This window comes from Chryseobacterium pennipullorum (assembly GCF_003384725.1).
GTDB lineage: Bacteria > Bacteroidota > Bacteroidia > Flavobacteriales > Weeksellaceae > Chryseobacterium > Chryseobacterium pennipullorum.
In genome coordinates this window covers 167,694-191,271 of sequence record NZ_QNVV01000006.1, presented here as the reverse complement: position 1 = coordinate 191,271, position 23,578 = coordinate 167,694, and the positions used below count along the sequence as shown (strand labels likewise).

Annotated in this window: 10 protein-coding genes; 5 read left to right on the top strand and 5 right to left on the bottom strand. The window is 38.0% G+C overall.

Annotation, left to right across the window (positions count from 1 at the left end; translation table 11 throughout):
• Positions 1–468: 468 nt before the first annotated feature.
• The 5 genes from DRF67_RS09230 (at position 469) to argS (ending at position 11,656) form a co-directional block, all read left to right on the top strand.
• Positions 469–3,513: a SusC/RagA family TonB-linked outer membrane protein gene (locus tag DRF67_RS09230; protein WP_115928007.1), complete on the top strand. Its 3,045-nt coding sequence runs from the start codon at positions 469–471 to the stop codon at positions 3,511–3,513.
• A 12-nt stretch (positions 3,514–3,525) separates the two neighbouring features.
• Positions 3,526–4,950, top strand: a complete 1,425-nt coding sequence (locus DRF67_RS09225; protein WP_115928006.1) for a SusD/RagB family nutrient-binding outer membrane lipoprotein — start codon at positions 3,526–3,528, stop codon at positions 4,948–4,950.
• A 378-nt stretch (positions 4,951–5,328) separates the two neighbouring features.
• Positions 5,329–8,328: a SusC/RagA family TonB-linked outer membrane protein gene (locus DRF67_RS09220; protein ID WP_115928005.1), complete on the top strand. Its 3,000-nt coding sequence runs from the start codon at positions 5,329–5,331 to the stop codon at positions 8,326–8,328.
• A gap of 10 nt (positions 8,329–8,338) precedes the next feature.
• Positions 8,339–9,757, top strand: a complete 1,419-nt coding sequence (locus DRF67_RS09215; protein WP_115928004.1) for a SusD/RagB family nutrient-binding outer membrane lipoprotein — start codon at positions 8,339–8,341, stop codon at positions 9,755–9,757.
• Positions 9,758–9,895: 138 nt separating this feature from the next.
• Positions 9,896–11,656 carry an arginine--tRNA ligase gene (gene argS / locus DRF67_RS09210; protein WP_115928003.1) on the top strand — a complete coding sequence of 587 codons (1,761 nt, stop codon included), beginning with the start codon at positions 9,896–9,898 and terminating at the stop codon, positions 11,654–11,656.
• A 47-nt stretch (positions 11,657–11,703) separates the two neighbouring features.
• On the opposite strand, the gene DRF67_RS09205 is transcribed toward argS, so the two are convergent.
• The 5 genes from DRF67_RS09205 to ccoN form a co-directional block, all read right to left on the bottom strand.
• Entirely contained in the window at positions 11,704–12,639 is a 936-nt protein-coding gene (locus DRF67_RS09205) for a YihY/virulence factor BrkB family protein (protein ID WP_115928002.1), read from the bottom strand.
• 9 nt (positions 12,640–12,648) lie between these two features.
• Positions 12,649–14,976 (bottom strand): translocation and assembly module lipoprotein TamL, encoded by a 2,328-nt coding sequence (tamL, locus tag DRF67_RS09200; protein ID WP_115928001.1) that lies wholly within the window; start codon positions 14,974–14,976, stop codon positions 12,649–12,651.
• Complete coding sequence (locus tag DRF67_RS09195; RefSeq protein WP_115928000.1) at positions 14,976–20,003, bottom strand: translocation/assembly module TamB domain-containing protein; 5,028 nt, start codon at positions 20,001–20,003, stop codon at positions 14,976–14,978. The genes tamL and DRF67_RS09195 overlap by 1 nt, the downstream gene beginning before the upstream one ends.
• A gap of 266 nt (positions 20,004–20,269) precedes the next feature.
• Positions 20,270–21,154: a cbb3-type cytochrome c oxidase N-terminal domain-containing protein gene (locus DRF67_RS09190; protein ID WP_115927999.1), complete on the bottom strand. Its 885-nt coding sequence runs from the start codon at positions 21,152–21,154 to the stop codon at positions 20,270–20,272.
• Between the two features lie 19 nt (positions 21,155–21,173).
• Positions 21,174–23,453 carry a cytochrome-c oxidase, cbb3-type subunit I gene (gene ccoN, locus DRF67_RS09185; RefSeq protein WP_115928033.1) on the bottom strand — a complete coding sequence of 760 codons (2,280 nt, stop codon included), beginning with the start codon at positions 23,451–23,453 and terminating at the stop codon, positions 21,174–21,176.
• Positions 23,454–23,578 lie beyond the last annotated feature (125 nt).

Sequence of the window (23,578 nt, the reverse complement as noted above, 5' to 3'; positions counted from 1 at the left end):
TTACAATTTTAATTAGGTTAATATTAATTTATAATATCCTCTATTTGTATTATTATATTTATTCATTTTCAATTTATTCTTTACAATTATATCATGTCATTCGTCATTTGTAGATTCTTTTTCTCTTAACGGTGATGAAAAAAAAATTATGCAGTGCATTGCATGTTTTCATGTTTTCTTTGTTTTTCTAATTGTTGTAATTCGTATGTATTTGATTATGTGTATTTTGCGGTTGGTTTATGACGGGTCTACCATAGATGGTATCAATAATTGGGATCGTTGATATTTCTGAAATAAAAACATTTAATTAATTTTTAATTTTTGTTAAAAATTACTTTTTTAACTTATTTTAATATATTATTTGTGGTTAAAATTTTCAATCTTTGAATATTTTATATTTTTTTAAGAAATTCCTTTGTGATATTAATAAAGTTTTACAAATTTGTACGGATACAAAATTAATTTGATATGAAGAAACTAACAACGAGTCTTCTTGTTTTGGTCTTGACTTCTTCTGTGGCAATCGCCAATGCCCAGCAGACAAAGAACGATACGATAAAAACAAAAGAAATTGAGGGTGTAGTCGTTACTGCACTCGGAATCAAAAGAGAGAAAAGATCTCTCGGTTATTCAACAACAGAGGTAAAGGGAGATCAGATTTCAAACGTTCCCGTTGCCAACGTTTCTGATGCCTTAGCTGGACAGGTTGCAGGTTTGAATATTACCCAGTCGGGAACGATGGGTGGTTCTGCCAACGTGGTTATTAGAGGGATAAAATCTCTTACATCCAGTAACCAGGCGCTTATTGTAGTTGACGGTACTCCGGTGAATAATGATACCTATAATAAATCAGGTATGGCCTCAGGTGGGGGTGGGTATGACTATTCCAACGGTATGGCAGATATCAATCCAAATGATATTGAAAGTGTAAACGTTCTGAAAGGAGCGGCAGCATCTGCTTTATATGGTTCCAGAGGAATGAACGGGGTCATTATGATTACTACTAAAAAAGGTAGAAGATCCCAAAAGATTGGAGTAGAGTTTAACAGTTCTATTACCATTGGGACAGTTGATAAAACGACACTGCCAAAATATCAGAATGAATATGGGGGTGGAACTTCCGGAAATTCATTTTACAATACAGACCCGGCAAATGGCTATCCTGACATTAACGGAGATGGTATTATAGATAATAATATTGTAAATACCTATAATGACAGTTCTTTTGGGACAAGGTTTGATCCAAACAGACTTGTGTATGACTGGGATTCACAATACAGCAACTTACCAGGATATCTGAAGCCAACCCCTTGGGTGGCGGGAAAGAATCCGAATTCAGTGTGGAATACTTCTACAACCTATCAGAATTCCATCGCTTTTTCTGCGGGAAATGATAAAGGAAAATATAGGGTAGGCTATACCAACTTCTTTCAACAAGGAGCCTTGGTAAATAGTGAACTGAAAAAAAATACACTTGACTTTTCAGCCGATTATAACTTTACAGATAAGCTTAATGTATTTGCTAATATATCATACATCAATACCAAAGGAAAAGGTAGAGCGTATACAGGCTATGAATCCAGAAACCCAATGCAGTCTTTCAGACAGTGGTGGAATATGTCGGTTGATATGGATAAGCAAAGACAAGCCTATGAGCTAACCGGAAAGAATATGACGTGGAATATTCAGGATTGGGAGACTCAGAAAGTGGGATATACAGATAATTTCTACTTCAACAGATACGAAAATTACCAAACTGATAATAGAAATCGTTATTTTGGTAATTTTGGTTTGAATTATAAATTTACGGATTGGTTAAGCTTCATGGGAAGATACACCTTTGATACCTTTGATGATTTAAGAGAAGAAAGAGTGGCTAAAGGGTCATCAGATCAGGGTCGCCTTAGTAATGGAGGGAATGGTGAATATTATGTGATGATGCAAAAAGTTTATGAAATGAACTATGACGGTATCTTTAATATTAACAAGGATCTTGGAGGTGATTTTAACCTTAATGGTAATGTTGGATTCAATTTAAGAAGGAACAGAAGGTACGGGATGTCTGTAGTGACGAATGGAGGTTTGAAAGTAGCAGGTCTGTATTCCATTACCAATTCAGCAGAACCATTAACAGAAAATAACTTACTGGATTTTGATGAGAAGAAGACTACAACAGGTTTATTTGCTCAGGCAAGCTTAGGGTATAAGAATATGCTTTTTGTAGATGGTTCATATCGATATGACAAATCATCAGCATTACCAACAGCCAATCGCGGATATGATTATTATTCAGTGTCTGGTAGTTTTGTCTTTTCTGAACTGCTACAAAGCAAAGATAAAATCAACTTTGGTAAATTGAGATTGAATTATGCAGAAGTAGGTAATGACACAGGTCCATACAATCTGGTTAATACTTATGTATTTAACCCTGTCTTTAACGGGTCGTTTAATGCGACTGCTCCTGCGACATCGGCAAACCCCTACTTAAGACCTGAAAGAATGAAGGAGCTTGAAGCGGGACTTGAAATGGGTTTCTTCAGAAATCGTCTGAATTTTGATGTATCCGTTTATAAGCAGAAAACTGAAGACCTTATTACGCCCACAGATATTTCTGGTGCTTCCGGATTTACAAGAATGTGGGTGAATGCTGGAAATATTGAAAATACAGGTATCGAAACCAGATTAACAGTTGTACCTATTAAAACATCTAATTTTACCTGGGAACTGACAGGTAACTGGTCTAAAAATAAATCAAAAGTAACCCATATTTATGGAGATAATGACTTCTTACAATTTGCATCGATGTGGAATGTAACCACAGGAGCTAAAATAGGAGAGTCTACCGGAACCATAAGAGGGACAAACTTTGTCTACCTTAATGGAGAAAAAGTGGTTGGAGCTGATGGAAGATATTTGGTAAGTGATGATCCTCAGGAGATTATTGGTGATGCGGTTCCTGACTGGAGAGGGAGTATCATGAATACGGTCCGATATAAGAATTTCAGTTTGAGCTTCTTAATAGATATTAAGCAAGGGGGTGATGTATATTCACAGGATATGGCGTTTGGTCTAGGGAGTGGCTTGTATCAGGAAACTGCAGGTTTAAATGATTTGGGTAATCCTCTTAGGAATTCTCTTGCTAATGGAGGAGGAATTATTTTACCTGGTGTAAAAGCTGATGGAACACCCAATGATATTAGAACTGGCTTTACCAATGTGAACAACCCGTATGGTTACAATAGAGCTCCTGAAGCAATGCATGTGTATGATGGATCTTTTGTTAAATTGAGAAATGTTTCGCTTTCCTATAAACTACCTAAAGAAATGCTTGGCAATAGTTTTATTGACAGCATGACGCTTTCTATTATTGGAAGAAATTTATGGATTATTCACAAGAATTTACCATATTCAGATCCTGAATCATTGATGACAGCAGGAAATGCTTCTGGTTTCCAGAATGGTGCTCATCCATCATATAGAGAGATTGGTGCAAGTATAAAAGTAGAATTTTAAAAAAGAAGAATTATGAAAAAAATAATAATAGGATCTCTCATCGCCTTTTCTCTGGCTTCATGCTCTGAGAGTTTTGATACTATGAATGTAGATCCTAAAAATGCAAACGAAGTACCTGGTAGTTTTCTGTTTACCAATGGAGTAAAGAGTTTATTTGATCAAATGGGAAGTACCAGTGTTAACAATAATATTTTCAGATTGGTTGCACAACACTGGACAGAAACTCAATATGTTACTGAAACCAATTATGATATCAGAAACAGAGGTATTCCTGATGCGCACTGGAATACCATGTATGGGAATGTCCTGTATGACTTAAAGAAAGCAAAGGAGTCTGTGATGGCTGATGACGTTCTTACACCCGGTGAAAAGAAGAACCAGGCTGCATTTATTACTCTTGTCGAGGTATATACCTGGCAGCAATTGGTAGATTTGTTTGGAAATATTCCTTACTCAAAGGCTCTGCAGGGGGTTGAAAATACAACTCCGGCATATGATGATGCCTTTACGATTTATAAAGATCTTTTATTAAAAACAAAAGCAGCTTACAATGATATTGATCCGGCTTATTCAGGGTTGGGTGTAGACTTTATTTATGATGGAGATATGGCTAAGTGGAAAAAATTGGCTGCGTCCCTTAGGTTTAAATTGGCTATGAGAATTGCTGATTCGGATCCTGCTTTATCTAAAGCAGAAGCAGAAGCAGCATATAATAATGGATTGATTGCTTCTAATGAGGATAATTTCATTCTTAAATATGAGGCCAATACTGCTAATGCCAATCCATTATATGCGGATCTGGTTTTAAGTGGTAGACAGGATTTTGTACCTGCAGATACATTTGTTGATTATTTAAATGGATTGAATGACCCAAGAAGAACTGTATTCTTTGATAACAATAAAACACCATATGTAGGGGGGGTATATGGCAGCCTTAATGATTATGCTGATTTTACGCATATTGGTACAGGCTTCTTTTTACAAGATCTGAAAGGTGACCTGATGGATTACTCTGAAATATCTTTCTTATTGGCTGAAGCTAAAGAAAGAGGATATAATGTGAGTTTATCTTCGGCAGATTATTATAAACAAGCAATTACAGCGAGTATGGAATATTGGGGCATTGCAAAAGATGATATAACAACCTATCTTGCAAGGCCGGATGTTAACTATGCTACTGCAGCAGGTACCTGGAGAGAAAAAATTGGAAAACAGTTTTGGATTGCCATGTACAATAGAGGTTTTGAAGCTTGGTCTGTCTATAGAAAGTATGATGCTCCAGCATTAAGGCTTCCGGCAGAAACCGAAAGGCCTGTTCCTAAGAGATTCACGTATCCTGTGACTGAATCGAATTTGAATGGTGCTAATTATCAGCAGGCTTCTTCTGCTATTGGAGGAGATCAGCAGCAGACAAAACTGTTCTGGGATAAAAACTAATCCATTATTTAACATTCATATTATATTATACCGCCTTCGGGCGGTTTTTTGTTTTTGTATAGCGCGGTATTTTATTTTTTTTTCCGAAAATAAGGGAATTGGCAGCGTATTTAGCTTCTATAACTCTTTTTATTGTGATTTATGGTTTTTCAATGTTTTTACTCTTATACTGATAATAGATTATTTTGATTAAATTATTTTTTCAATATTGCTGAATTGATAGTATTTTTTTTACTTATGTTATTTTTTTAGTTTAAAATTTTAATTGATTTGTATTATCTCTTGTATATAATTGCGAATTCGATATATTTTTTAACATTTATGATTGAATTGTTAAAGAAAATTGGCAAATTTGTGCGGATATAAAATTTAATTGATATGAAGAAACTAACAGCAAGTCTTCTTGTTTTGGTAGTAACCTCTTCTATGGCTATTGTAAACGCCCAGGAGAAGAAGGATACAATTCAGGCAAAAGAGATCGAAGGAGTAGTGGTAACTGCGCTGGGGATTAAAAGAGAGAAGAAATCTTTGGGATATGCTTCCCAGGAAATCAAAGCAGGTGCCCTTTCCGATGGAACCACTAATACCGGGAATATTGCAGCACAATTGTCAGGTAAGGTGGCAGGTCTTAATGTTACGACTAATAATAACTTTGGAGGATCTTCCAATTTGTTGATCAGGGGTGTGAAATCGTTACAAGGAGGTAACCCCCTAATTGTTATTGACGGATCTCCTGTTAATAATGCTAATACTCAGGCCAATTCAATAGATTATGGAAATGCCTTGTCTGATATTAACCAGGAAGATATTGAGTCGATTAACGTACTAAAAGGAGCGGCAGCATCTGCTTTGTATGGTGAAAGAGGGTTAAATGGAGTGATTGTAATTACCACTAAGAATGGAAAAGGTAAAGATGATGGATCATGGGGAGTAACATTTTCTTCCGCAATACAGGTAGGATTTATTGATAAGTCTACGTTCCCTGAATATCAGACCAGATATGGTGCTGGTTATAAGCAAGAATTTGGATCAAAAGCCAGTGACGGCTTGTTTAATGCCAATTTTGGCGCAGATGCCTCCTGGGGCCCAAAATTTGACCCAAATTTATTAGTTCATCAATGGGATTATTTTGATCCTTCATCGCCTAATTACAAAAAGGCAACACCTTGGGTAGCTGCAAAAAACGGACCTATCGAATTTTTCAATAATCCAGAGACTTACATCAACAGTGTAACATTGGAAAAAGGTCAAAAAGGAAAAAATATAAATTTTACTTATGAAAATATGATGTCGGATGGGTTAATACCCAACTCTCATCTTAATAAGAATACTTTCTCCTTAAAAATTAATTATGATCTGACTCCTAAATTGCATTCATCCTTTTATTCTACACTGACTCTGCAGGATACGAGAGGTCGAAGCATTACGGGATACTCTAACAACCCGATGACCGGTTTCAGACAATGGTGGCAGACAAATGTAGATCTTAAAGCACTTGAAAACTCATATTTTGCAAATGTTGATCCTAATGTGGCCAGCGCTGCCAATAATTACGGTAATGTGACCTGGAACAGAAAGACGGCTGAAAATGGAGCTCCTGCTTATTGGAATAATCCTTATTTCCAGGCTTATCAGAATTATACTTCAGATAAAAGATACAGAAACTTCACTTATGGCCAGTTAACATATGATCTATTAGATAATATTAGTGTTACTGGAAAGGTTTCTTATGATAGAACAAATCTTATGGCTGAAAACAGACTGGCTGTAGGTTCACTTCCGCAAGCTTTCGGACAGTCCAATAACTCTATTGGCTCCGGATACGCGAGACGTGATATCCTTCAGACGGAAACCAATTATGATTTGATGGTGAATTATAAATTTGATATTACGGATAATATTAATATTTCTGGGGTTGTTGGAGGTAATATACGAAGAAACCACTTTAACTCTGTCTATGCTTCTACGGAAGGAGGATTGATAGTACCAGGAATTTTTGCTCTGTCAAATTCTAAGAAAGCGCCGCTTGCACCGGACGAAAATGAGTATACAATACAAACTAATTCATGGTATGGTACCGCGTCATTTGATTTTTACAAAAAATTCTATTTAGATGCAACATGGAGAGTTGAACAAACATCAACATTGCTACAAGGTAATAATGTCTTTAATTATCCTTCCATAACAGGATCATTAATTATGTCTGAAATTCTTGACACCAAAAGCTGGATGAATTTCTGGAAAATAAGAGCGAATTATGCGCAGGTTGGTGGAGCGGCATCTTCCTATCAATTATACAATAATTATAGGTCTGCCGGAATCTTAAATGGCATGGGAATCTATAACTCTATTTTGAATGAACCGTTACCAGGGCTGCAACCTCAAAAAGCTAATGAATTTGAGGTTGGAACTGAAGCACATTTCTTAAGAGATAGAATAACAGTTGATTTTGCTTATTATAAAACAAGAACGAGTCCTCAGATTCTTTCACCATTACCTACATCTGCAGCTATTGGGTATACAGGTAAAGTATTTAACGCTGGTAGAATAGATAATAGTGGGGTCGAAGTGCAGTTAGGTCTTGTGCCAATCAAAACAAAAGACTTTACGTGGAATATTGATGCTAACTGGTCTAAAAACCAGAATAAAGTAGTAGAACTTTATCCGGGGATTCAAAATTATTTATTAAATAGCTTTCAGGGAGGTGTATCACTAAATGCCAGAGTAGGTGAGGCCTGGGGAACGTTAGTTGGGGCTGATTATACTTATGTAAACGGACAAAAAGTAATCGATCCAAAAACAGGAAAATATTTACAAAACCCTAATCAGGTAATCGGTAACACGACTCCTGACTGGATTGGAGGTATCAGAAACAGCTTCAATTATAAAGGATTCTCTTTAAGCTTTTTAATTGATGTGCGTAAAGGCGGAGACATTTTCTCAACGGATATGTACTACGGGCTTTCTTCCGGCCTATATAAAGAAACTGCTGTTGGAGGTTACCGAGATAATCCTATTGTTCTGCCTGGAGTCCTTCCTGATGGTACTCCAAATAATATCCAATTATCTGCATTTGACAATAATGCTGCCATGGGATATAAAACACAACCTGCCAGCGAATTTGTGTATGATGGATCTTTTGTCAAATTAAGAGAAGCAAGTATTGGCTATACCCTTCCAAAATCTTTATTGGCAGGTACAAAGATCTACGATGCAAAAATTTCAATTGTAGGGAGAAACTTATGGATAATTCATAAAAATCTACCATATGCAGATCCGGAAGCCATGGTAGGCGGAGGTGTGAACTCTTATGGGTGGTCAATCGGTGCAATGCCTACGACAAGAGACCTGGGTGTCAATGTAACATTTAAATTCTAAAAAGCGTAAAATGAAAAATATTATAAAAATAAGTTTAGTATCTGCATGTATTGGGTTAGCTTTAAGTTCATGTCAAGGTGATTTAACTTCTCTGAATGATGATCCTAAACATCCGTCAATTCTTCCGTCTGAAAATTTATTAGCTACCGCTATGTATCAGTCGTCTTATTATATGGATAATCCTAGTGTGAATTTTAATAATTATAGGTTTTTTACTCAGCAATGGGCAGAAACTCAATATCCGGATGAAACACAATATAATCTGGTAACGCGTAATCAGCCCCGTAATCATTTTAACAGAATGTATGTTTACAGTATTAATAATCTGAGACAGGCAAAAGCAAATCTTAAAAATGAGGTAGAGACCGATGAGGTCCGAGCCAACAAATTGGCAACATTGGAAATAGAAGAAATTTTTATCTGGGAAAATATTGTGGATACGTATGGGGATGTTCCTTATTCTGAGGCATTTAAGCCAAATGAAATTTTAACTCCAAAGTATGATGATGCCAAAACAATTTATGTTGATTTAATTAAAAGGATTGATGCGGCTGTCGCCTCAATAAAACCTGGAAGCGGGTACAGTGATCTGGTTTATGGTGGTGATATGACGAAGTGGAAAAAATTCGCAAATTCTATTAAATTAAGACTGGGAATTAACCTAGCAGACATTGATCCGGCATTAGCAAAAACCACTGTTGAATCTGCGATTACATCAGGTGTAATCTCTTCAGATGCAGAAGCCTATAAATTTAAATATGATGGGAATACATTCTCAAATCCTGTTTTTGACAATTTAGTGGCTTCTAATAGAAATGATTTTATACCAAGTGAGTTAACCATTAAAACGATGAGTACACTGTCAGATCCAAGAATGGACGTATGGTTTACAAAAGTTGAAGGCGTTTATAAAGGCGGAGTTTTTGGAGAATTAAATGACCCCTACACTAAATTCTCTCAATTAAGCTCTTATTTCAGAAGCGCAACGACAGCCTCAAACCTTTTAAGTTATGCAGAAGTAGCATTCTTAAAGGCTGAAGCTGCAGCTAGAAATTTTGCTGCAGGAGGTACTGCTGCTGAACTTTATGTAACTGCTGTAACAGAATCTATGAGAGAGAATCAGGTAAGTACAGCGAATACAGCAACATACTTAGCCGCTAATCCTTTTAATGCCGCGAACTGGAAACAATCTATCGGTACGCAGGCTTGGATTGCCATGTTCAACAAAGGATTTGCCAGCTGGAACTTTACCAGACGTCTGGACTATCCGATTCTTGTAAACCCACCGAAGTCCAATTTGTCTTCAGTACCGTACAGAATGCCTTATCCCGATCATGAATATGTGCTGAACGGAGCAAATGTTCAGGCTGCCGCTGCTAAAATTGGTGGTGATAAAGCGACTACAAAACTTTTCTGGGATAAAAACTAGTATATATTTTAGCAACATTCATATTTTACCGCCTTCGGGCGGTTTTTTTATTTCCGTATATTTGTACTCCAAAATGTTGGGGGAAAACAGTTTGATAGAATTGTCCGAAACCCAATTGTTTCAAGAAAACTTTAGAACATGAATAGTAAAGATATAATAGAAGAGAAACTTTCAGAAGTTATTTTAAACGTATATCAGTTAAAAGATATCAAACTGGAGGTTCAGGAAAATAAAACGGAGTTTGAAGGTGATTTTACCATCGTTACGTTCCCGTTGGTAAAACAATTGAAAAAAAATCCTGAAAGAATCGGTGTTGAATTGGGAGAAGCTTTGACAGAACAAACGGATTTGTTCGAAAGCTTTAATGTAGTAAAGGGATTTCTTAATGTTAAACTGAAAAACCAATTGTTTATTGATAATTTCAGATCAGTGAACAGCCGTTTTTCTATTGTAGAAAAGAAGAATGCTACGGTAATGGTAGAGTATTCTTCCCCTAATACCAACAAGCCTCTTCATTTAGGACATATCCGAAACAATTTGTTAGGATTTTCTGTTGCACAGATCTTAAAAGAAGCTGGATATGATGTAATTAAAACCCAGATCATCAATGACAGAGGGATTCATATCTGCAAATCCATGTTGGCATGGGAAAAATTCGGCAAGGGAGAGACTCCTGAGGCTACCCATACAAAAGGCGATAAATTTGTCGGAAACTACTATGTTGAATTTGACAAAAACTATAAAAAAGAAATTTCCGAACTGGTCAATCAGGGTGTTTCTGAAGAGCAGGCGAAAAAAGATGCTCCGATTATAAAAGAAGCACAGAAGATGCTTTTGGATTGGGAAAATGGAGATGAAACAGTAAGAAACCTTTGGGCAGAAATGAATTCCTGGGTATATAAAGGATTCAATGAGACATATAAGAGATTGGGGGTAGATTTCGATCAGGTTCAATACGAAAGCAATACTTATATTTTAGGAAAAGACCTTATCCAGGCAGGTTTGGATAAAGGAGTGCTGTATCAAAAAGAAGACGGTTCTGTTTGGTGTGATCTTACCGATGAAGGACTTGATCAAAAACTATTGCTGCGTTCTGATGGTACTTCCGTTTACATGACCCAGGATCTGGGAACAGCAGTGGAACGCTTCAAGCAGAATAATATTCAAAAGCTAATCTATACAGTAGGGAATGAGCAGGATTATCATTTCCAGGTCTTATTCAAAATCCTTAAGAAATTGGGATACGAATGGGCAGATCAGTTGTTCCACCTTTCTTACGGAATGGTTGAGTTACCGGAAGGAAAAATGAAATCCCGTGAAGGTACCGTAGTCGATGCAGATGATCTGATGCAGGAAATGTATGAAACAGCGAAATCTAAAGCTCAGGAATTAGGAAAACTGGAAACCCTTTCTGAAGAAGATAAAGAAATTTCTTATGAAACAGTAGGCTTAGGGGCATTGAAATATTTTATGCTGAAAGTTGATCCAAAGAAAAAAATGTTATTCAATCCTGCAGAAAGTATAGATTTTAATGGTAATACAGGACCGTTTATCCAGTATACTTATGCTCGTATTCAATCTTTATTGTCAAAGGCAGAATTTGAAGATAAAGAAACTGCTGATATTGCATTGAACCAGTTTGAAAAAGAACTGATTATGCAATTGGCCAACTTTAAAACAGTTGTAGCCAGATCTGCAGAAACATTGAGCCCGGCTTTAGTTGCTAATTATATATACGATCTGGTAAAATCATATAACTCATTCTATCAGAATAATCCGATCCTGAATCAGGATGATGAAAATATCAAGCAATTCCGTCTGAATCTATCCAACCTAACAGCGAAGACAATCAAGAAATCGTTGGAGCTACTGGGAATTGGAACGGTCAACAGAATGTAAAATAAGAACCTCCTGAATATAATTTCAGGAGGTTTTTTTATATGCTGTTATTCACTACTTTTAGCCTGCATCTGGTTCAGACTGTCTGCATAGAGTTTTGCAGGAGTCCATCGTGCATGTTTGGAGAGAACCACTTTATATCCTCTCTTATAGGTATATACCTTTGTGAATTTGGCACCGAAAAAAATCAGCATACAGGAATAATTAATCCACATCATAATCAGAATGACGGTTCCTGCAGCTCCGAAAGTGGAGGTGGGTTTTACCTGACTGAAATAAAGGCTTAGTAAAAACTTTCCCAAAGTAAATAAGACGGTTGTCAAAAAGGCTCCTCTCCATACAGATCTCCAGCCAATCAGAACATCCGGCAATACTTTAAACATCAGCGCAAATAGAAGCATGACAAGTCCAAAGCCAACCGCGAAATTGACCGTTTCTACCAGCATATAGGTTTCGAATCCAAAATATTGGGTGATGATGGTATTAAAAAGGCTGATCAGTGAAGATAAAACCATCGTAATCATAAGCAGGAAGCCAAGAATAAGGATCATTCCCAGGGAATTGGCTCTGTCCAGAAGAAACTTTACCAACGCCTTTTTGGGAGCCGCTTCCACATCCCACAGCGCATTCAGCGAGTGCTGAAGCTGGAAGAAGAGCGTGGTGGAACCATAGACCAATGAGCCGACCCCTACTGCCTTCATGAAAATATTTTTTTTGTCAATCAGGGCTCCGGCCAGCATTCCTTCAATACTTTTGGCTACATCCGCTCCCATAATACCACTGATCTGGGTGCTGATCTGGCCACGGATGGCTTCCTCACCAAAGAAGTTTCCAAGAACCCAAATGATAATAATCAGCAATCCCGGAATGGAAAAGATGGCATAATAGGCCAGGCTTGCCGAATCTTTTGATGCGGAAGAGCTGTTCCATTCTGTAAATGTATCTTTTAGAACTTCCCAGAAAAATTTTGCATTTTTTATCATATTAAAATATTAAAAAGGATATCCGATAGCAATGTTTAATACAAGATTATCTTTTCTCCAGTTGGAATCTCCAAAATTGATTCTGTCGAAAGCCCATCGATCTCCTTTTTCGTAATACGGAACTCTCAGTGGCATCGCCAGATCCAGTCTTAAAATTAGAATAGAAAAATCAAGTCTCAGGCCAACTCCGGCTCCTACGGCAATTTCATTTAAAAAATCCTTTGAAAATTTAGCACCTGGTCTTGTAGAATCATCACGAAGCAGCCAGATATTTCCGGCATCTACAAAAACAGCTGCATTTAAAAATTTGTAAAGATTCGCGCGGTATTCAGCATTTAATTCCAGCTTTACATCTCCGGACTGATCAAAATAAGTACCTGGATCAATTGTTCTTGGGTCAAAACTTCCAGGTCCTAAAGTTCTCGCACGGAAGGCTCTGATACTGTTACTCCCGCCTGAAAAAAACTGTTTAGAGAAAGGAATAAATTCTGAATTTCCGTATGGATAAGCAATTCCTCCGATAAATCTCGTTGCCAGTGAAGATTTTTCTGTAAATTTATGATAGAACCTGAAGTCGTTTTCAATTTTTACGTACTGGCTGAAAGGAATCCCGAAAATTTCCTTTTGTTTATCTTTTTTGGCATTGGCACCAGTAACGAGGCCTGTAATATTTCCTGCCAGATCCAAAGTTCCTTTATAATAAATGGTATTGGTTTTCGGCAGCATCGTATTGGTATAAGTATAGGAATACGTAGGACCAAAAATAAGCTGTTTATCAACAATCCTTTGCATAGCAGGATTTTTGGCGGATTTAGCCCGATATTCTTCCGTAACATTTGCAGGTGAAACCAAGGTGATATCAATGACTTTCAGATCATGTTCTTTCCTTGCATTTTCTTTCCATATATATCCAAATGATCCGGTGAAATTGTTTAGGGTATAATATTTTGTTCTGTTCTGGAATTCATATCCCAATGTGATATTCGTTCTTGGAACAAATTCACTGGAAGAATGAAAACGGAACGGCGCCACAATTCTTGGGATGGAAAGTTGTACATTTCCCCCTGCCCGGAAAATATTATTGGCATCCTGGGCACCTCCCATCTGGAAATCAAAAGCTCCGAAAATTGCGGCCTTAAATTGTTCCGCTCCCTTGAAGAAGTTTCTGTGTGTCCAGTTCAGATTCAGCTCACTCCCTGCATAATTGGCAGAGTTTGTTCTTCCCAACGCTTCAAGACGAAGTGATTGGACCTGTCTTGGCGTTAATAAATAGTAGGCATCAAATTTATGGCTCAAAGAATCCGATACGATGAACTCATTCTTTACGAATTTGAAGACACCTAAGCTAATTAATCGGTTCAGGGTCAGATTGTGGTTAGAACGGTTATAAAGATCTCCCTTTTTAAAATATAATGCCCTGTCGAAGATCTTAGGTTTAAATTTATGCTGCGGATCAATCACGTAGATGTCATCAAAAGCGTATTTAGAAAGAGAATCTTTATCCATTGGAATGCTGTACTTCCCGTCTTTTACATCCTGAATGTTATAAGTAGGGAATACAATTACTTTGTCAATGCTGAATTGCTGGGTGGACAGATCCGGAGTGTTGTCCTTCAGCTTTACATTAAGCTCAACTTTGTGATTTTTGCTTACTGTACTGTCTGCCTGTACAATGATATTGTCAGGATGGAAATAATAAAACCCTCTTTCTTTTAATCGGTTGTCAATTCTTTCCCGTTCTGACTTGATGACATCCAGATCAAAAGGGTTCCCATTTTTCAATAATGTTCTGTCCGTTAAATTTTGGATTTCCTGATTCACCACCGTAGAATCTTTCTGGAATTTTACACCATCGATCAGGTATCTGGCTCCTGGTCTTACCGTATAAATAACCTTGGCTTTTTTATTTTTTGCAACCGTATCATACGTCGCTTTTGCATTGAAATACCCTTTATTTTCAGAATAATTTTCAATAATATCCTTGTTGAATTCCCGGTCTACATCTCCTAGCAGGACGGGTTTTTCCCCAACTTTATATTTTAGCCAGTAATTGAAACCTTTGTCTTTCTTAGGTTCCTTGGCGATATTATAGAAATACAGCTTCGGACGTAATCCTAAAAAGGTAGAATTGGGTTTGGGTCTTAGATTGCCTTCCAATCCTGCCTGAAGGTCTTTTTTTTCCTGTTTGGAGATCGTGTCATTTTCAATTTTTACTTCCGCTCCGGTGTAGAGCATCTGTCCTTCTTTCAAAAATCGGGTATTGCTGCACGAAATAACACTGGATACCATCCCGGAAGCCAACAGATATTTACAATATGTATGAAACTTATTATTCATTATTTAAATTCTACCACTTGGTTATTTTGATTTTTTTTGGTCTTCTTTTCTTTTGATTTTTGGAAAATCTCCCGGAATTGGTCATAATCCAGAGTAATGATAAATCCAAGTCCGGTTTCTATAATCTGCCCCTGAAGAGCCACCTGATATTCATCTTTACGATAAGCACGCAGCATATATCTTCCGTCTTTGGATAGACTGTAATCTACAGAAACATTCCCTGCAATATTGGTCATGTTTTCATTCTGACGGGCCTGGCCTTCCAATCCGAAATTGCTTCCCACCGTTACTTTTAACCGGTCATTTAATAACTTTTTACTGATATCTACATTCAGGTCGGTTCTTGTATTTTTCTGTCCTGTAGAATAATCTTCTGAAGAATCAAGCCCAAAATTAAGATCGACCCCTTTGATCAGTCCGGATGCAAGATTATTTAATTGCTGCGAAAGGATTTTACTTACACTTTGTCTCGCCATGGTTTCGGCAGACATTCCCGCGCCGCTTTCAAACGGATTTTCACCAATGAAACGGTTTAGGAGAAGTAACGCAAAGACCTGCTTATTCATTTCAGACTCCTGCGTTCTGAGCTGGGCCAGCTTTTGATCAATCAGATCCTTCACCGTAGAGGAGATAGCGTTGTTCTTTTCTTCAGTAGTAATATCAAAACTAAGCTGAGGTTTCAGCAGTTCACCTTTCATTTTTAATAAGGTGTTGAAAGGTATCCTCTGCTTATACTGGTTCATCTCGGATGCACTCTGACCGGTAATCTGTTGTTCAACGAGATCAATAGGTGGTGCTTCGGTTTTATACACAGCGGTAATGTCCATCATAGCCATCGTAGGCTCACCGGTCCATGTGATTGTACTCCCTTTCTGGATATCGAATTTCCGTTTCAGGAAACTTACAGTAAGGTCATAACTTCCTTTTTCAACTTCATAAACGCCCACCAATGTCATTTTTCCTGAAGGATCAATTCCTCCGGTGAGTTCTGCTTCTCCCTGCAGCTGTACAAAGTCACCATTTGCTTTGTCAATAATAACAGAAAGTTTGGCCTCTTTGCTTACCTCAATATTCACACTTACATCCATTCCTTTAACACGGCTTTGGGCATTAAGAGAATCTGTTTTGATTGTTTTATTGAGAACCACCTGATCCTGATCCACAAATTCTACAATCCCGTCTCTCTCCTGTAGGGTAGGACTGGATTGGGGCAGTACGAACGTAAAATCGGTATTATCCGCCACACTTAACCTCCCGTCTACTTTCGGCAGATCGAGATTTCCGCGGATATGCAATCCGGCATCTATTGCCAGTACGCCATACATCATCGCATCATTAGATTTCTCAGAGTTAACCACTTTGAAATCTTTGGCATTCACATCAAGGTTAAAGGCAAAATCTCTGTAGGTCTGTGTAAGAACCTGCCCGTCTACAACAAGAGCATTGCCATCTTTATCATTTATTTTAAATTTATTGAATTCAATACCACGGCTGGTAAAATCGATTTCATCATTCAATTTTCTGAAATCACTTCCTGTTTTTGCAATTTCCAGACCTGCATCATTGAATTTTACTTTTCCTAAAATATTCGGTTGGGTAGCGGTTCCTGTAATCTTCAAATTACCTGAAATATAGCCTTCTGTATTGGTAATGGCATTCATTGAGAACCCCTGGATGCTTTTCATCTGAAGCTGGTTGATCGCCATATTCAGGTCAAATGTACTGGAAGACGTGTTGTAATCTCCGAGAATTTTCACATCATTGTTGTTTCCGGAAAGGGCAATGTCAGCATTTAAAACTTTAGGTGAAGAATTATTCACTTTCACGGCGAGGTTTCCAACCGCATTTCCATAAACAATAAGATCCGAGATATTTAAATCAGAAGTGAACGTCATATCCTTCATCATATCCCGCAGCTGAGCTGTTCCGTTGATGGTCCCTCTGGCCAGAACTGTATCCTTTTTGATGAGTTCTGTAATGGTTTCAATTTTAAAATCTTTCAGGGCGATGTTCAAAGGGCTACTTGGGGTTTCGCTTTCCGATTGAATCGAAATTTCGCTTCCGCTATTACTTAATCTGAAATTGTCTGCTAAAATTCCTTTTTTACTGATCTGAATTTTATTGTTTTCAGCGACATTCCAATCCGCATAGTTTAGTTTTAAACCATTTGGATCCAGGGAAACTTCTGTAATGTCATTCAATGATTTTGCATTTCCTGCAATCAGGAATTGCGTAACGTCTTTATCATCTTTTGTAGTGATATTGTAGTTGATTGTATTATCAGCAACATCACCATCGATATTGATTTTTTTCAATGAAAAGCTTGAGCTTTTTAAAGCCGCAACATTCAGACTGTATTGTAGCGCCTGATTTTCATTGGTCACTTTTAATGTACCTTTTTCAATCGTATTTTCACCATACAGCAACTGTGGAATCTGTCCGTCAATTTCTATTTTTTGAGAATCGGCGTCATAGTTTCCACTAAGATTAATGGTTTCAAAGCTTTTAAGGTCAGGAACGAATTTTCGGATCAGATCATCATTTTTTACTTTAGCGGTAAAGGCAAAGTGTTGTCCCGGATCAATCTTCTGACTTTTATCCGGCTTCTGGAACTGATAGTACTGATTAATAGTCTGTGTCAAAGCGCCAAAAACCTGAGTAAGTTTATACTTCCCTTTCAGTTCAACATCTGCAATCTGAGAATTAAAGATAATTTGAGTAGAATCCTGTGTAGATGAAGCTTTAAGATTAACTTCCTGTACCGGGTAAACCTCTTTTGTATCAGAGAATGCAAAATCCTTAAGGTTTAGATAACCATTCAGGTTATTGGGATCGAGGCTTGAGAAATCACCATCGATTTTTCCGGCAATAATCATAGGTTTTTCATAAAAACCGAGTTTGTTCAAATCCAGCTTGATCACCTCTCCGTTTATTTTCACGGTAGGATTTTTCTCATCATAAATTCCGGACGCGGTTAATTGTAAATTGGCATTCGGATCCTGTGAATTTAATACAACATGATAAGCACCTCCTTTAATTTTACCTGTTAAATCCATGTTCTGATAGCGGTATCCTTTATACACGGCAGAAGCAACATGTCCTTTCAGATCTGCATTGGCATTTTTGAAATCAAAGCTTTCCCCTTTTGCAGAGATCTGTGCTGTAATGGGACCGATATCTTTATTCTGAATAATTTTTCCGACCTGTATGCCCTGCAGATTAGCCTTTACATCATACAATTCATGATTTTTCCTGCGCATGTCTACTTGAGCAACTACTGCAGCATTCCCAAGAGTGGAGTAGAGATTCAGGTCTACATTCACTACTTTCGTGGTTCCTTTGGCGTTTCCCTTAATGCTGAAATGGGAAGGGAGTGAAATGTTGGAAGGAATAGTATTTTTTGGGACCAGATTGAAAATCGTTTTGGCATTGGAAGAAAATTCTGCGATCCTTACATCATAATAGAGCTGATCAGGATTCATCGCATTTTTTATTTTCCCCGAAGCAAGTACCCTCAGCTGATCAAGACCCGATACTTTAAGGTCCTGGATTAAAAGATCATTTACGCTTCCTTTTACATTGGCATTTACATTAAGAACTGCATTTGGATATTTGTTGAAAGGAACTGTATTTCTTAATGTAGGTACCAGATTCAAAATATCAGAGAAACCAATTTTTGAATCCTTGATGTTGGCGGATATTTTAACGGCTCCCAGATTTGAAGTTAACTGATCGATTGAATTGTAGTTCAGAATGACTTCGTCACGAAGAATGGTTTTCGGAGTCTGCAGATAAAGATCCTTAAGGTAGGCTTCCTTCTCGGCATAGACAAAATCAGTATTGAATTTCTGGATATTCAATCCTCTCGCTTCCTGAATTTCTGCAGAATTAACGGTTCCTGCAAAAGTGTTGTTTGCCATTTTAAAGCTTCTTACCTCAACATTCATTTTGGAAAAGTTCAGATGATTAAAATCCATTCCCTGCTTTGTAGGTGCAATCGCAGTATTGTTGTAGGTTGCTTTTACATCATTCAGAACTAACTTGCCCAGTAGAAGATTCATGGCCTGATCCTTATCAGAAGCTTTTGAAACTTCCGGTTCTGGTTGGTTTTTAGGATTGGCATTTTGAGCAGGCAGGTAAAGGTTGGCATTAATGTCTGCCCCCGAAAGGAATACATTGGCCACATTGTAGGCATTGTTCTCCAGATCGAGCTTGTTAACCTTCGTGCTCAGCTCTTTGAAAATAACTTTTGCGAATGTTTTGGTATTTTCGTCCCCATAGTCAATATTAATATTGGTAAGCTTAATGCCTCTGAGGCCTATCTTCATAGGTTTTTTATCGTTCAGGGAATCTACTTTTTTCTCTACCTTTTTAGAAACCTCTTCAAGAAGATCCTGTTTCAGTTTTAACTTTAATCCATCCAGATTGATATCATTGACTGCATACGTATTTTTGGTAAGGTCAAAAGTTTTAACCCTTGTATCAAATGATTTGAAATAAAGATTGATATCATTTCTGGACTGCTGGTCATTGAAAGTAACCCCAACATCTTTAAGATTAATTTTGTCAAGAGAAATGATAAACGGTTTGGATGGGCTTTCTTCCTTATCCGTGGTTGCAAACGCATCGATAATATAATCGAAATTAAATTTGCCATTCGGTTTCCGTACTACATTTGCCCTGGCGCCTTCCATGTCTACGGACGTGATATCAGCAGTAGAATTGATAAGTTTAAGCATATTTAATCCTACATCAAGCTTTCTGACCGCCAGCAAAGTGTCCACATCCTGTCCTTTAAGGTAAAGATTTTCCATCACAAGGCTGTTCGGAAATCCGATATAGACCTTCTGAAGGCTCACTTTGGTTTTAATTTTTTTCTCCAGATAAACAACGAGTTTATCCTTGATGAAATTTTGAACAGCGGGAAGTCTTAAGCTTAAGATCAACAGACTAAGAAAAATCAATATCGAAATAAAGATTATTGCAATACGCTTTAAGAGTTTTGTGGTGTTGATTTTCAGTTTCAAATTCGGTGTGGTTTCTAACAAAGATAATAATACTAAATAACTTTAACTTTGTTGTGGTACCATTTTCGAATGCAAAAACCCTGCCTTGGCTGTCTTATTATGGAATTTTAGTGTTGTAGTTGTCAAGTGAATAGTTGAGTAAGACAAGCCAAGGTGTGGATTTTATTTTTTAAAAAGCCCCCTTTGGATCATTTTGTAATGTTGAAAAGGTAGTTAGCAAAAATGAAAATTCAAATGTTAGTAGTAGTAAAGGGGGCTTGGCATGGTTAGTTCGCGTTTTCCCATTTCACTTCTTCTCCCTGAGGAGCTGCTCCACCTTGTGCTGGTGTAACCGGTGAAGTTTCCTGGTTGATATGATAAATATAAGCTGCAATTTTTTCTGCGTCTCTTCCCGTAATGGTTCCGTCCTTGATGAATGGTCGCATGGTGGGATTATTAGGAGAACCGTTTTCAAGCATCCAGAACACATTTTTGAATAAGCTTTTTTCTTTGATGTTGATCCAGTGCGTATCCGTAAGGTTGGGACCAATGCCTCCCTTTCCGCCGTCTCCATGACAGGTGACACAGTTAGTCTTGAACAGTTCCTGACCTTCGGCAATATTGTCGGCGCTGTATTTGGCAGATTCCAGATCGATCTGAGGCGCACTTTTTTCATACTCTTCAATAGAGGCCAGCATCGTTTTGGCTTCTTTTGTGTATTCTGCATCCGGATGCGCGTAATCTGTAAAAGCAAAGGCCGTAAGATAAACAACACAGAATATGCATCCGAACCAGAACAGGCCAATCCACCATTTAGGAAGTGAGTTGTCAAGCTCTGTGATCCCGTCAAAACCATGATCAATGAGAATATCTTTTTCCTCAGTGACAGATTGTTTTTTAAAGGCAGAATTCCATAATTTCTGGTAGTAGGGTATACTTTTTTCTGCGATATACTGCTTTTTTTCTTCTTCCGGTAATCTGCTGAAATTTTCATTTTCGATCAGGTCTCCAATGGCGTTCATAATGAACAGTAGAATGATGGCAATCAGGATCAGCGCCCAGAAAAATGGAGAAGAAAAATATCCGGAGTCACTGGCGAACATTTCAAAGGCCATAATCGTTAAGCCTATTGTTGTTGCGATATATATTGAAATTGGGGTTCTCGTTTTCATTGCAATATAATTTTAAACATTAGTCTGCGCTTGCGGTTTGGATCTGTGTTGTTTTGATATCAGTACCCAGTCTTTGCAGGTACGCAATCATCGCCACAATTTCTCTCTGCTCAAGTGGAATATAAGAAGATCCTTTTGCAGTTTTTTCCTTCGTCATCTGGTCTTTTACATCGGTAGCCTCTGCATAAATTCTTTGTACAATAGCTTGTGACTGGTTATTTGCCCACTGATCAGCCGAATCGATCTGTGCTTTTGTATACGGTACGCCAAAAGAATTTTTCATTAATTTCATTTTATCTACCATTTGGGTGCGGTCCAGCTTATTGGTAATCAGCCATGGAAAACGGGGCATAATGGAACCTGCAGATGTAATTCTTGGGTTATACATATGCTTGAAGTGCCATGAATCCGGATTTCTGCCCCCTTCTCTGTGAAGATCCGGTCCTGTTCTTTTTGACCCCCATAAGAAAGGTCTGTCGTAGATGAATTCTCCGGCTTTGGAATATTGTCCGTTTTTTCCTTCAAATCTTACCACTTCATCCCGGAAAGGTCTTATCATTTGTGAGTGGCATGAGTTGCATCCTTCACGAATATACAGGTCTCTTCCCTCCAGCTCCAGGGGAGTGTATGGTTTTACTGCTGTAATGGTAGGGACACTTTGTTTTAACGAAAGGGTGGGAACGATTTCTACAAGTCCGCCGATGGCTACTGTAATAAATGCAAGTATGGAAAGCAGGGTTGGCGTTCTTTCCAGCCACAGGTGCACTCCTTCACCTTCTTTTCTTCCTGTGCCGATATCTGCCAATGCCGGAGCTTCTGCAGGAACTTCTTTCTGGAATGATCCGGCTCTAACCGTTTTGATCACATTGATTACCATTAAGATTGCACCTGAAAGATAAAGGATACCTCCTAAAAATCTCATTTTAAAATAAGGGATAATTGCTGTCACAGTATCCAGCCAGTTTTTCCACAATAAGGTTCCGTCTGGGTTGAACTGTTTCCACATTAAGCCCTGAGTAAATCCTGAGATATACATCGGAACGGCATAGAAAATAATCCCTAATGTTCCCAGCCAGAAGTGCCAGTTTGCAAGTTTTTTGGACCATAGTTTTGTTCTCCACATGATCGGTACCAGGTAGTATACGACCCCGAATGCCATAAATCCATTCCATCCTAGAGCTCCTAAGTGTACGTGTCCTATGACCCAGTCGGTGTAGTGCCCTATTTTATTTAAAGATTTTGTGGCTAGTAATGGTCCTTCGAAAGTTGCCATTCCATAGCAGGTAACCGCTACCACAAAGAATTTGAGGATTGGATTTTCTCTTACTTTATCCCACGCACCTCTCAAAGTAAGCAGCCCGTTCAGCATACCTCCCCATGATGGTGCGATAAGCATAATAGAAAATCCTGTTCCTACTGCCTGAGCCCAGGCCGGTAATGCTGTATATTGCAGGTGGTGAGGCCCGGCCCAAAGATATACAAAGATCAGCGACCAGAAGTGAATAATGGATAATTTGTATGAGAATACCGGTCGTTGAGCTGCTTTTGGCATAAAGTAATACATCAGACCCAATACAGGGGTGGTCAATACGAATGCTACCGCATTGTGTCCATACCACCATTGTACCAGTGCATCTTTTACACCTGCATATACAGAATAAGATTTCCAGCTTGTGAAAGATAACGGAACTTCGAGGTTATTGAAGATGTGAAGCATGGCTACCGCAATCCATGTGGCCATATAGAACCAGATGGCTACGTATAAATGTCTTACCCTTCTTTTGGCAATAGTTCCGAACATATTGATTCCGAAGATGACCCATGAGAAAGTAATGAGTATATCAATAGGCCATTCATGCTCGGCATATTCTTTAGAGGTATTGATTCCCATGAGGAATGTGATCACTACAGCGATGATCATCAACTGCCATGACCAGAAATGAATCCATGAAAGCGAATCACTATACATTCTTGTTTTCAGTAATCTCTGCATACTGTAATAGGCTCCGCAGAAAAAGGAATTACAAACGAAGGCAAAAATAACAGCGCTGGTGTGTAGCATTCTGATCCTTCCGAAGCCCATTGCTCCCTGAGTGTTGATCAGTCCCTGAATATTACCCGAAGCTAAACTTTTAATAGTGGTGTCATCTGTACCGAATAAAAATTCAGGTAGTTCAGGATAAAAAAGCATCAATGCGGCCGTAAGCCCCAGCAGAAATCCTACAAGTCCAAATGCGATAGTGGCATAGAGGAATGCTCTGACAATATTATTGTCATAATTAAATTTTTGCGTCTCCATAAATTCCAATAGTGTTTACCGAAGTGATATTTTCTCTGAAAAAAGATTATTTTTTTCCTTTTTCTGTATTGAAAATAAATATCATGTAACGTGTATAATGTTTTGCCAAAGGTATTTATTAACTT